General features: G+C 58.0%; 11 protein-coding genes. 4 read left to right on the top strand and 7 right to left on the bottom strand.

Going from position 1 to position 11,876, the window contains the following annotated elements; translation table 11 throughout:
- Positions 1–109: 109 nt before the first annotated feature.
- Positions 110–679, top strand: coding sequence for a CarD family transcriptional regulator (locus QE432_RS12830; RefSeq protein WP_003492641.1), 570 nt, complete (start codon positions 110–112; stop codon positions 677–679).
- A gap of 62 nt (positions 680–741) precedes the next feature.
- On the opposite strand, the gene QE432_RS12825 is transcribed toward QE432_RS12830, so the two are convergent.
- The gene (locus tag QE432_RS12825) at positions 742–1,245 is read right to left on the bottom strand and encodes a L,D-transpeptidase family protein (RefSeq protein ID WP_149910453.1); all 504 of its coding nucleotides are present in this window, start codon (positions 1,243–1,245) and stop codon (positions 742–744) included.
- A gap of 286 nt (positions 1,246–1,531) precedes the next feature.
- On the opposite strand from QE432_RS12825, the gene QE432_RS12820 reads away from it, so the two are divergent.
- Together QE432_RS12820 and QE432_RS12815 are read left to right on the top strand one after the other, a co-directional pair.
- Positions 1,532–2,215, top strand: coding sequence for a response regulator transcription factor (locus QE432_RS12820; RefSeq protein ID WP_003492637.1), 684 nt, complete (start codon positions 1,532–1,534; stop codon positions 2,213–2,215).
- Between the two features lie 117 nt (positions 2,216–2,332).
- The gene (locus QE432_RS12815; RefSeq protein WP_013636965.1) at positions 2,333–2,788 is read left to right on the top strand and encodes a cyclic nucleotide-binding domain-containing protein; all 456 of its coding nucleotides are present in this window, start codon (positions 2,333–2,335) and stop codon (positions 2,786–2,788) included.
- An 18-nt stretch (positions 2,789–2,806) separates the two neighbouring features.
- Here the strand turns inward: QE432_RS12815 and QE432_RS12810 are convergent, their stop codons facing one another.
- The 6 genes from QE432_RS12810 to tesB form a co-directional block, all read right to left on the bottom strand.
- Complete coding sequence (locus QE432_RS12810; protein ID WP_013636964.1) at positions 2,807–3,610, bottom strand: exodeoxyribonuclease III; 804 nt, start codon at positions 3,608–3,610, stop codon at positions 2,807–2,809.
- Between the two features lie 164 nt (positions 3,611–3,774).
- Positions 3,775–4,449: an outer membrane lipoprotein carrier protein LolA gene (locus QE432_RS12805; RefSeq protein WP_013636963.1), complete on the bottom strand. Its 675-nt coding sequence runs from the start codon at positions 4,447–4,449 to the stop codon at positions 3,775–3,777.
- 155 nt (positions 4,450–4,604) lie between these two features.
- The gene (locus tag QE432_RS12800; protein WP_306624506.1) at positions 4,605–7,280 is read right to left on the bottom strand and encodes a DNA translocase FtsK; all 2,676 of its coding nucleotides are present in this window, start codon (positions 7,278–7,280) and stop codon (positions 4,605–4,607) included.
- A 217-nt stretch (positions 7,281–7,497) separates the two neighbouring features.
- Positions 7,498–8,847 carry an ammonium transporter gene (locus tag QE432_RS12795; protein WP_003516494.1) on the bottom strand — a complete coding sequence of 450 codons (1,350 nt, stop codon included), beginning with the start codon at positions 8,845–8,847 and terminating at the stop codon, positions 7,498–7,500.
- 28 nt (positions 8,848–8,875) lie between these two features.
- Complete coding sequence (locus QE432_RS12790; RefSeq protein ID WP_019565993.1) at positions 8,876–9,226, bottom strand: P-II family nitrogen regulator; 351 nt, start codon at positions 9,224–9,226, stop codon at positions 8,876–8,878.
- 211 nt (positions 9,227–9,437) lie between these two features.
- Entirely contained in the window at positions 9,438–10,322 is an 885-nt protein-coding gene (gene tesB / locus QE432_RS12785; RefSeq protein WP_038492516.1) for an acyl-CoA thioesterase II, read from the bottom strand.
- Here tesB and QE432_RS12780 point away from each other — a divergent pair.
- Complete coding sequence (locus QE432_RS12780; RefSeq protein WP_373465137.1) at positions 10,271–11,623, top strand: ubiquinone biosynthesis hydroxylase; 1,353 nt, start codon at positions 10,271–10,273, stop codon at positions 11,621–11,623. The genes tesB and QE432_RS12780 overlap by 52 nt on opposite strands.
- Positions 11,624–11,876: the final 253 nt, after the last annotated feature.

Here is an 11,876-nt window from a genome sequence, read left to right as displayed (position 1 = left end):
TGCACGGCTGGACCAGTGCGGAGTCACCTGACGGTTCCCCCGTCTCATCAGGGCCTGACCGACCCAACCCCGGCGTTGCCGGGTATGTAACAGGGAGTTTTTAGAACGAATGACGACCCAGCAGAAGAAATCTCCAGCACATCACGGTTTCAAAACCGGTGAAGCGATTGTGTATCCCGCTCATGGTGTCGGTACCATTTCTGCCATCGAGGAACAAGAAGTTGCCGGCATGAAGCTTGAGCTTTTTGTCATCGATTTCGAAAAAGACAAGATGCGTCTTAAAGTTCCCGTCGCTAAAGCCGTGAGCATCGGCATGCGCAAGCTTTCCGAAGGCGATTTTGTCGAGCGGGCGCTGAAAGTGGTGCAGGGCAAGGCGCGTGTGAAGCGTACCATGTGGTCGCGCCGCGCCCAGGAATATGATGCGAAAATCAATTCCGGCGATCTTATCGCGATTGCTGAAGTTGTGCGCGATCTTTACCGTGCGGAAAACCAGCCGGAGCAGTCCTATTCCGAGCGTCAGCTTTACGAAGCTGCTCTTGATCGCATGGCGCGCGAAATTGCTGCTGTCAACAAGATGTCTGAAACCGAGGCTGTCCGCCTGGTGGAAGTCAACCTTGCCAAGGGTCCGAAGCGCGGCAAGGCCGTCGAAGAAGACGATTCTCAGGAAGAAGCCGCGTAATCACCGGCTTTCTCCTTTTTTAAAAAAACCCGCCAAGAACGGCGGGTTTTTTTGTGCCTGATCTACAGGATGCGAATTTTCGTACCCTTGCGCATATGAGGCAGAATGCGCCTCATGTCGCGGGGATGGAGAGCGACGCAGCCGGCGGTCGGCTCATATCCCGGGCGGATCATATGCATGAAGATTGCCGAACCGCGGTTCCGACTTCTCGACGTGATGTTCCAATCGAGGACGAGGCAAACGTCATAAAGGCCGTCCTTTCGCATCATCTCCTCGTGGCTCAGTGCGAAAGGGGACTTGACCAACCTGTTGTAACTGGCGCTGCGTGGCTCGTCGCACCAAAGCATGGATTGCTGTGTCCGTTGCATCGGCAATGTCGTGGCGATGGCGGCGTTTCGGTCGCCGCGATAAAATCCGTGCAGCAGGCGCGTGACGGAAATCGGTGACTTTCCATCTCCCTCGCGTTTGAGCACGGTACGGCCGTTGCGCCCGATCGCTGCGGGAAAGGTGAGATGCCCGAGCTGAACGATGGCCCTGCTTATTTTCAAAGGCGCCGGCCGAACCATGAGCGTCGACGCGCGTTTATGTTGCTTTACGGGCTGTCTGCTCATGTTTTTCACGAGATTTTGCTTTGCAGGTTATCTAACGTGAAGTCATAGCACTTCGTAATATCATGGCAATGGGTTGACCTTTTATCGGCAAACCGCTGAATTGGCTGACAATTAGAGCGCCGTGCCTTATTTCGGAGGCACAATGGATGCTCTAACTCTTTTAAACTACGCATTGCGCTTTCCGAAAATCAACGGCGATTTTTGGGCCGATGCGCTAAAGTAAGAAAGGCTGAGAATCCGAATGACGGCTCGCACTATCCTTTTGGTGGACGACGACGACGATCTTCGGGAGACGCTGACTGAGCAACTATCTCCCTATGAGGAATTCTCGCTTCTGAGCGGCGCAAACGCTGCGCAGGCGATGCAGACCGCAAAGACTGCCCAGGTCGATCTTCTGATCATGGATGTCGGTCTTCCTGACATGGATGGCCGCGAGGCGGTGAAGCTGCTGCGCAAGGGTGGCTTCAAGGCACCGATCATCATGCTGACCGGGCACGATACCGATTCCGACACTATTCTCGGTCTCGAAGCGGGCGCCAATGATTATGTGACGAAGCCATTCCGCTTCGCCGTCCTTCTGGCCCGCATCCGGGCGCAGCTGCGTCAATACGAGCAGAGCGAAGATGCGGTTTTCACCGTTGGCCCCTATCAGTTCAAACCCAGCCAGAAGCTGCTGACAACTGAAGACGGCAAAAAAATCCGGCTGACGGAAAAGGAAGCGGCGATCATCCGTTATCTGTACCGAGCCGGGAGCGCCGTCGTCACCCGCGACGTCTTGCTGGAAGAGGTCTGGGGTTACAATTCCGGAGTGACGACGCATACGCTCGAAACGCATGTGTATCGTCTGCGCCAGAAGATCGAGCGAGACCCCTCCAATGCCGAAATTCTGGTGACCGAGAACGGCGGATACAAGATCGTTCCCTGAACGAACGCCCTTTCTGCGTTCGAAAGGACGCAGAATATTCTAACATCTTGTATTTTGAAGGCCGATATCCGAAAACCGCTATAGTGGTGCAGGCGGTTTTCTGGAGTAGCAATCGACATGGCCTTGACGGATGACATCATGCTTCTGGGGCAAGTGCCGTTGTTTGCGGGCTTCAGCGACGATCAGTTGCGGCTGATCGCCTTCGGCGCGGAACGCCGCCGCGTGGCGGCGGGTCAGACTTTGTTCCGGGAACATTCCCCGGCCGAATGCGCCTTTGCGGTGACGTCAGGCCATTTCGAGCTATTCACGGCCGGGCGGGATGGCAAACCCGCGTTGCAGGCGACACCGGGCAAGGGGGCGCTTCTTTCGGAGCTGGCGCTTTTCACGCTCTGTGAGAGGAAATTCACCGCCATTGCCGCGGAGGATTCCGAGGTCATCCGGATAACGCGCATTCTCTTTCACCGGCTGGTGGAGGAGTTTCCCGAGGTTGCCGATATCGTGACGGCACGCATTCGCGATAATATCGCCGCACTCGCGGCGGGCGCGGCCCGTTTGCAGAACCGTTTCTCCTGATTTTATAGAGCTGGCGCTTCAGAAACGGAAATGGGCCGTAACCGGAACGTGGTCGGATGGCCGGTTCCAGCCGCGTGCTTCGCGCAAGATATCGATCTTTTCAAGCGAAGGGCCGAGATCCTGCGACGACCAGATATGGTCAAGACGGCGGCCACGGTCTGCGGCTTCCCAATCCTTGGCGCGGTAGCTCCACCAGGTATAAATCTTTTCACTATCAGGCACGTTCAGCCGCATCAGGTCGAGCCAGTTGCCCTTCTTCATGATATCGAGCATGCCGTCGGTTTCCACCGGTGTATGGCTGACGATCTTCAGCAGTTGCTTGTGCGACCAGACGTCATTTTCAAGCGGCGCGATGTTGAGATCGCCTACGAGAATGGACGAGGTGCCGGGCACGCCGTCGGCGCGAAGCGCCTTCATCTCTTCGATGAAATCCAGCTTGTGGCCGAATTTCGGGTTTATCGACCGGTCGGGTTCGTCACCGCCAGCCGGAACATAAAAATTATGCAGCCGTATGCGGCGCGATCCAACCTGAAAAATCGCGGAAATGTGTCGTGCATCGCCTATACCGCAATAGTCCTGACGATGATCTTCTGTCAGCGGAATTTTCGAAGCGATCGCCACACCGTGGTAGCCCTTCTGGCCATGGATGATGACGTGCTCGTAACCGAGCGCCTTCAGCGGCTTCATCGGAAACTCGCCATTCGGGCATTTCGTTTCCTGCAGGCAGAGAATGTCGGGTTTGTAACGCACCAGAAACTGCTCCACGATCGGCATTCTGAGCCTGACCGAGTTGATGTTCCAGGTGGTTATCGAAAACGACATGCATGTGCTCCGCTTCTATAGCCTCGAAGCCGATTGTTTCGAGGCATGTTTCCGGGGCGCAGGCTTATAACATCGCGATGAAAACGGGAATGCATTTTAGCGGCAAAATAAAAAAGGCGACCGCAGGGCCGCCTTTTGAACTGTCGCCGTGGACCGCCCGGCCTTTAGCCGCGTTTGCGGACTTCTTCGTAGTTGATGTTGAAAACGCGTTCGTCGAGGTTAACGCCCGTCTGCACGTTGAAGATCATGACAGTCGTGTCCTTGTTCTGCGCATCGGTCGTCGTCCATTGCCTCAGATCGAAGGTTTTCGGGTCAAACATCAGGGTAATGGTGGAATCGCCGAACACGCTCTTGTCACCCAGTACGATGGTGGTCAGGTCCGACTCTTCCTTCACGTTCCGGACCTTCTGGTTGCTCAGATCGATCTTGTCGGACAAAAGCAGGCTGAGCGGGGTCTTTGACAGTGGATACAAATCCCATGTCTTCAGCTTCATGTTGCCGATGACGACATTCTTGCCGTCGGAGATGACCCGCATGGGCGAGGGGTCTTCATAATTGAATCGAAGCTTGCCGGGCCGTTCGATGTAAAATTTGCCGCCGGTCTGTTCACCGCGCGGGCCAAACTGGACAAACTCTCCCATCATGGTTTTGACCGACGAGAAGTGATTGGCAATTTTCTGCGCGGTCGCGCTGTTACCGGCAGCCTGAGCAAATGCGTTGAGCGGCGACAGGCCGGCCATGACCGCAGCCATGGAAAACGCCGTCAGCACGCCACGTCGCGTCACGCCGTTCTCTGGTGTGTTTGCGGTGGCAATCTCGCCGGTAGTGAGGTCGTTCATTCTGTTCTCCTTCATCGCAGCGATTTTCCGCATAAAGGCGGCGGCTTCATGACGTTGAAAGCGTGTATTAACGCTTCTTCGCCCCGCTTGGTTGCCGTCTTCGCCTCACGCATGTCGTTATCCCGAAACAACGACAGCCTTTTGGGCGACGTGCATTACCGCTCGATGATGTCTGCTTCCGTTGGTACGAGTATTGCGCGTTTTCCGGCATGATTGGCGGGGCCGATGATGCCTTCCTGCTCCATGCGTTCGATCAGCGAGGCGGCGCGGTTGTAGCCGATGCCGAGACGCCGCTGGACGTAGGAGGTGGAGGCCTTGCCGTCCCTCAGCACGACAGCCACGGCCTGATCATAGGGGTCTTCCGAATCGGAGAAATTGCCGGCGCCGGCCGGGCCGCCGCCATTGCCTTCCTCATCGTCTTCCTCGGTGATCGCTTCCAGATATTCCGGCGTGCCTTGCGTCTTGAGATAGGCGACGATCTCTTCCACTTCATTGTCGGAGACGAAGGGACCGTGCACGCGCTGGATGCGGCCGCCACCGGCCATATAGAGCATGTCGCCCATGCCGAGCAGCTGTTCGGCGCCCTGTTCGCCCAGAATGGTGCGGCTGTCGATCTTCGACGTTACCTGGAAGGAGATGCGGGTCGGGAAGTTCGCCTTGATGGTGCCGGTGATGACGTCGACGGACGGACGCTGGGTTGCCATGATGACATGGATGCCGGCGGCACGCGCCATCTGAGCGAGGCGCTGTACGGCACCTTCGATATCCTTGCCTGCCACCATCATAAGATCCGCCATTTCGTCGATAATGACGACGATATAGGGCAGGGGCTTCAGGTCGAATTCTTCCGTCTCGTACATTGCCTCGCCGGTCTGGCGGTCGAAGCCGGTCTGCACCGTGCGGGTGAGGATTTCGCCCTTGTCGATCGCCTGCTGCACACGGCTGTTGAAGCCATCGATGTTGCGCACACCGATCTTCGACATCTTCTTGTAGCGCTCCTCCATCTCGCGCACCGTCCACTTCAGCGCCACGACGGCTTTTTTCGGATCGGTAACGACGGGGGAGAGCAGATGCGGAATACCGTCATAGATCGATAGTTCGAGCATTTTCGGGTCGATCATGATCAGGCGGCATTGCTCCGGCGACATGCGGTAAAGCAGCGACAGGATCATGGTGTTGATGGCGACCGACTTGCCCGAACCCGTGGTACCGGCAACGAGAAGATGCGGCATCTTGGCAAGATCGGCGATGACGGGTTCGCCGCCGATGGTCTTGCCGAGCGCCATGGCGAGCTTGGCCTTGCTGTTTTCAAAGTCGCGGCTGCCGACCAGTTCACGCAGGAACACGGTTTCACGCGTCTGGTTCGGAAGCTCGATGCCAATGGCGTTGCGGCCAGGCACGACCGCAACGCGCGCGGCGATCGCGCTCATGGAGCGGGCGATGTCATCGGCAAGGCCAATGACGCGCGAGGATTTGATGCCGGGTGCTGGTTCCAGTTCGTAGAGCGTGACGACCGGGCCGGGGCGGACGTGAATGATTTCACCCTTGACGCCGAAATCCTCGAGAACCCCTTCCAGAAGGCGGGCATTCTGCTCCAGCACTTCCTCGTTCAGCGTATGGTCGCGAACGACGTTCTTGGGTTCCGCCAGAAGATGCACGGTGGGCAGCTGGAAACCGTCTGCGGCAATAAAGGAGGTCTGCGCTTCCCTTGCCACGCGCTCGCTGGGCTTCGGGCGTGCGGAAGGGGCGGTTATTCTGGGCTGGCCGCGCCCAGGTGCCTGTCTTGCCACGAACTTCGGGTCGTTCTCGTCCAAGCTGTGGTCGTCCGAGAGAATGCCGTTGGGCAATCGCCGACCGTCTGCGTCCAACGACGGTTCGTCGTCCCCGTCCGCATCATGATCGGGCGCGATGGAGGGAGGCGACATCTGGCGACGGGATGCGGCGCGTTCTTCGAAAGACGGTTCCGCTCGCTGGTCGAGGCGGTTGATCGCCGTCTTGAGGCGGGAGGGTTCGTTCAGCGTGCCGAATTCATATTCGTTGAAATCGTAAGGGTGTTCGAATTCGCCGTGCAGTGATTTCGACTTCAGGCCGAACAGGCGGCGAAGGCGGGCCTGCGAGATGTACCAGTAATGTGCGATTGCGCCGAAGGCGAGAATATTGGCGAAGAAGCCTTCGCCCTCGTCATCGTCTTCTTCCTCGACCTGACGGGTGGCACGGGCCTTGTTTGCGACCGGCGCGCGTTCTTCCTGTTCCAGGTCATCTTCCGGGCGTCCCACGAGACCGGCGGCAAACAGCATCATCAAGGCGGCGGGAGCAGCGAATATAGCGCCCAGCACCGTCGCAATCGTGCCGGTGGGGTAAGCGCCGATGAAGAGAGCAGGGAAGCGCAGGATCATATCGCCTATGACGCCACCGATGCCGTTCGGCAGCGGCCATGTCACGGGCGCGGGAAAACAGCCGAGCGAGGCGGCGCAGACTATGGCGCCGGCGATCCAGGCGACGAGGCGGGCGGGTATCCGGTTGAACTTGCGACCGGCGATCAGGGCGATCGCCCAGGCAATCACCGGCAAAAGCGCGATGATTGCGGAAAGGCCGAGGAACTGCATCACGATATCGGCGAAGATTGCGCCGCCGTAACCGAGAAGATTGGTGGGTTGGTTGCCTGTTGCATAGGACAGGCTCGGGTCCGCCACGTTCCATGTGGCAAGTGCGGTAATCCCCAGCGCAATCGTGGCAAGCAAGGCAAAACCGGCAAGAGCCATGACCTGCCGCACGAAAAACGCCGTCAGCACGAAACGCGTGTGACGACCGTCGAATGTCGGAGAATTCATTCTGCCCATGTCCCTGAACCCGTAGTTTTTGTGGTTTCGGCAAGATCCGGCAGTTGACCAGATCCCGGATTGACAGGGAAAACTAACAGCTTGCTGGTTAATGTCGTGTTAACCATGCGGTTTTTTAAAAGCTGCTTCCGGATTTGCGGCAAAGAAAAGGCCCGCCGAAGCGGGCCTTCTTTTGGGAGAGGGGATGGAGAACCCCTTTTCCCGGATATCAGGAGTGGTAGGCGGCTTCGCCGTGGGTCGCAAGGTCGAGACCTTCGCGTTCCGCTTCGACCGGAACCCGCAGACCAACGATCACGTCGACGATCTTGTAGAGGATTGCCGAGACGACTGCGCACCATACGATGGTGATGGCGACGGCAACGAACTGCGTCCAGAGCTGCGAGGAGATGGAGAAGTCCGCCTTGCCCGTGCCGCCAAGCAGCGGAGACGTGAAGATGCCGGTGCCGAGGGCGCCGATGATGCCGCCGATGCCGTGGACACCGAAGACGTCAGCTGTGTCATCGTAGCCAAACTTGTTCTTCACAACCGAGACGAAGAAGTAGCAGATCGGCGAGACGATGAGGCCGAGAACGATAGCGCCCATGGGTCCGACGGAACCGGCCGCAGGCGTTACGGCGACGAGGCCGGCGATCATGCCCGAAGCTGCGCCCAGCATGGAAGCCTTGCCGCGGGTGAAGCTTTCAACCAGCGACCAGGAAACGATGGCTGCTGCAGTGGCGAGGAAGGTGTTCATGGTTGCAAGAACCGCACCGCCAGATGCTTCGAGGTTGGAGCCGGCGTTGAAGCCGAACCAGCCGAACCACAGCATGGCTGCGCCAACCAGCGTCAGCGTCATGGAGTGCGGGGCCATCATGTCCTTGCCGAAGCCGGTACGCTTGCCGACCATGATCGCGCCGATCAGACCGGCGATACCGGCATTGATGTGGACGACGGTGCCGCCGGCGAAGTCGAGAGCGCCCATGCCGAAGATCAGGCCGTTCGCGTCCCAGACCATGTGAGCGATCGGGAAGTAGACGAAGGTGGCCCACAGGATGGTGAACAGGATGACTGCCGAGAACTTCACGCGTTCCGCGAATGCACCGATGATCAGCGCGGGCGTGATGGCCGCAAAGGTCATCTGGAAGGCGATGAAGGTGTATTCGTAGATCACGACGCCCTGGGAGAAGGTTGCCGAGGTGCTGTCAAGCGAAACGCCGGACAGGAACAGCTTGCCGAAACCGCCGAAATACGGGCCGGTGCCGCCGCCGAAGGCGAAGGAGTAACCGTAGATTACCCAGACGAGCATCATGACCGCGCCGATGACCGTGCACTGCATGAGAACGGAGAGCATGTTCTTTGTGCGCACGAGGCCGCCATAAAACAGGGCGAGACCCGGAATGATCATGAAAAGCACGAGGATCGTCGCGACATACATGAATGCGGTATCGGCTTTTTCCGGAACGGGGGCCGCCGCTGCTACTGCCGGCGCGGCATCCTGCGCAAAGGCGATTGCCGGGGCCATCAGGGCTGCCACACCGGCACCCAGTTTGCCGAGCGTTGAAAACTTGTTGAGTTGCATAGCTAGAAAACTCCCTGTCAGCCGTGCTTCAAAGCGCTTCTGTGTTGGTTTCGCCGGTACGGATGCGCACGGCCTGTTCGATAGAGTAGACGAAGATCTTGCCGTCACCGATCTGCCCGGTTTTTGCAGCCGACGCGATTGCCTCGACAGCCTTGTCGACGACGTCTGATGCAACCGCGATCTCGATCTTCAGTTTGGGAAGAAAGCTCACCGCATATTCCGTGCCGCGATAAATCTCGGTATGTCCCTTCTGGCGTCCGTAACCCTTTACCTCGGTCACGGTCAGGCCTTGGATGCCGACGCCGGTGAGCGCTTCGCGCACTTCATCCAGCTTGAACGGCTTGATAATGGCCATCACAATTTTCATCTGGTTTCCCATCCTTTGTTTGTCCTCGGCACGGAGCCGACTCTCCTCGCGCTGGCAGATCAGTAACAGCGACTACGGACATACATTCAAGGGGCGTGCCAGTTTTGATGCGGCATCTAAGTTATTGAAATATAAAAATTATATGACAGACGTCTGAAAAACGGGCATTGGGTGGCGCAATTTTCGTCTATTAAATGTGCGATTTTTTAAAAAAGCGCATTATTTAAGCATTTGCCCTTTTGCGGATCAAACCTTCCTGTGCGACGGAGGCGATCAGTTCACCCTGTCTGGTGAAAATATTGCCACGGGTCAAACCGCGTGCTCCCGAGGCGCTGGGGCTGTCCTGCGTGTAGAGCAGCCAGTCGTCCAGCCGGCAGGGACGGTGGAACCACATGGCGTGATCGAGGCTCGCCACCTGAATGGCCGGATCGAAGATTGTCGTCCCATGGGCATAGAGCGACGTGTCGAGCAACGTCATATCCGAGAGATAAGCGAGAATGGCCGACTGGAAACGTGGATCGTCCGGCACATTGCCGACAGCGCGAACCCAGATATCCTGCTGCGGTTCCAGCTTTTCCTTCGAAATATAATGGGTCAGCGAAACCGGCCGGATCTCTATCGGGCGCTTGTTGCTCCAGTATTTGCGGATCGAAGCGGGTGCGTTGGCGAGGAAGGCCGCCTGCATCTCATCTTCACTCATCAGCCTTTCGGGCGGCGTCACATCCGGCATTTTTATCTGATGATCGAATCCGTCCTCGACGATCTGGAACGACGCCGACATGGAAAAGATCGCCTTGCCATGCTGGATGGCGACCACGCGCCGGGTGCAGAAGCTCGCACCGTCGCGAATGCGCTCCACCTGGTAGAGGATGGGCACCAGCGGGTCGCCGGGGCGCATGAAATAGGAATGCAGTGAATGAACGAAACGGTCGTCATCCACGGTTCGTTGAGCTGCGATCAATGCCTGCGCGATGACCTGACCGCCGAAAACGCGCTGCCAGCCGATTTGCGGGCTTTCACCCCGAAACAGGTTTTCTTCCAGCTTCTCGAGATCGAGTGTGGAGATCAGATTGGCCATCGGATCTGACGTTTGCGAGGGATGCGACATTTTTTCGGCCTGCTCCGGCTGTAGGAAGACGTCACATGGTCTATAGTGCGCCGATGATGCGTGCACAAGATTTGAGGAGAAGCGCGATGCTGGACGTGGTGGTGGCAGGCGGCGGTTATGTCGGCCTTTCCGTTGCTGTCGCAATTAAGCAGGCAGCCGGACATCTTAATGTGCAGGTGGTTGAAGCCGCTCCCGAGGATGTCTGGAAGAAGGACGTCCGCGCCTCCGCCATTATCGCGGCGGCCACGCGCATGCTTGACGTTTTCGGCGTATGGAACGAGATCGAGCCGGAGGCCCAGCCGATCCACAAGATGATCGTCACCGATTCGAAGACCGCCGATCCGGTTCGCCCGGTGTTTTTGACATTCGACGGCGCGGTGGAGGAGGGCAGGCCCTTCGCTCATATGGTCCCGAATGTCGCGATGGTGGGTGCGCTGCGAGGCCTGTGTGAGCGCCTCGGCGTCGAAATCCGCCATGGTCTCAGTGTTTCCGGCTTTTCCGCCGGCCCGCAATCGACGGCTATTTCACTTTCCGACGGCTCGTCGCTTGAAGCGCGACTGCTCATAGCCTGCGATGGGGTCCGCTCGGCTTTGCGGGATATGGCAGGAATAAAAACCGTGCACTGGAATTACGATCAGTCCGGGATCGTCACCACCGTTGAACACGAGCGGCCGCATGAGGGCTGCGCGGAGGAACATTTTCTGCCTTCGGGGCCTTTCGCCGTGCTTCCCTTGAAAGGGAACCGCTCCTCGCTTGTCTGGACCGAACGTACGGCCGATGCCGACAGGCTGGTTGCTGCCGACGATCTGGTGTTCGAGGAGGAACTTGAACGCCGGTTCGGCCACAAGCTCGGTCCGGTCCGTCCCGTCGGTCCCCGTCGCGCCTTTCCGCTGGGCTTGACGCTGGCGCGTTCCTTCGTCGCGCCACGTTTTGCACTTGCCGGCGATGCGGCGCATGGAATTCACCCTATTTCCGGTCAGGGCCTCAATCTCGGCTTCAAGGATGTTGCGGCACTGGCCGAAACCGTGGTCGAGGCCGACCGTCTCGGCCTTGATATCGGCTCTCTCAACGTTCTCGATCGTTACCAGTCCTGGCGGCGTTTCGACGCGTTGCGGATGGGTGTGACGACGGATGTGCTGAACCGGCTTTTCTCCAATGATGTCGGTCCCATTCGCGTCATGCGTGATTTCGGTCTGGGTGTAGTCGATCGTTTGCCGGGTCTGAAATCCTATTTCATCGGTCAGGCTGCCGGTACGACAGATGCGGGCGCGCCGCGCCTGCTTGCCGGCGAGGCGCTCTGATACTGCCATTCCTGCCTGTGCCGGAGCGGCTTTCCAGCGATTGCCGCTTGACAGTCGATTCCGGTATTTTCCGCCGGAAGCTGGTGCCGCAAAGCTGAATCCGGACAAGGACTTATCCGGATTCACAATCTGGTATAGGGCAGGCATCTGCCAACCAGATGTTGCGGAGAACAAAAGCTGAATCCATTGGAGTCAGCGATTCGTATTCGATTCGTTCGCAGACTGTTCCGTATCCGAATCGATTCCGGTTTCG

Origin of the sequence: Agrobacterium sp. SORGH_AS_0745, assembly GCF_030818995.1 — a bacterium.
GTDB lineage: Bacteria > Pseudomonadota > Alphaproteobacteria > Rhizobiales > Rhizobiaceae > Agrobacterium > Agrobacterium tumefaciens.
This window is presented reverse-complemented; position numbering and strand designations above follow the sequence as displayed.

Coding starts and splice junctions, on each gene's coding strand:
- QE432_RS12830 (WP_003492641.1), top strand. CDS start 110: ATGACGACCCAGCAGAAGAAATCTCCAGCACATCACGGTTTCAAAACC.
- QE432_RS12825 (WP_149910453.1), bottom strand. CDS start 1,245: ATGGTTCGGCCGGCGCCTTTGAAAATAAGCAGGGCCATCGTTCAGCTC.
- QE432_RS12820 (WP_003492637.1), top strand. CDS start 1,532: ATGACGGCTCGCACTATCCTTTTGGTGGACGACGACGACGATCTTCGG.
- QE432_RS12815 (WP_013636965.1), top strand. CDS start 2,333: ATGGCCTTGACGGATGACATCATGCTTCTGGGGCAAGTGCCGTTGTTT.
- QE432_RS12810 (WP_013636964.1), bottom strand. CDS start 3,610: ATGTCGTTTTCGATAACCACCTGGAACATCAACTCGGTCAGGCTCAGA.
- QE432_RS12805 (WP_013636963.1), bottom strand. CDS start 4,449: ATGAACGACCTCACTACCGGCGAGATTGCCACCGCAAACACACCAGAG.
- QE432_RS12800 (WP_306624506.1), bottom strand. CDS start 7,280: ATGAATTCTCCGACATTCGACGGTCGTCACACGCGTTTCGTGCTGACG.
- QE432_RS12795 (WP_003516494.1), bottom strand. CDS start 8,847: ATGCAACTCAACAAGTTTTCAACGCTCGGCAAACTGGGTGCCGGTGTG.
- QE432_RS12790 (WP_019565993.1), bottom strand. CDS start 9,226: ATGGGAAACCAGATGAAAATTGTGATGGCCATTATCAAGCCGTTCAAG.
- tesB (WP_038492516.1), bottom strand. CDS start 10,322: ATGTCGCATCCCTCGCAAACGTCAGATCCGATGGCCAATCTGATCTCC.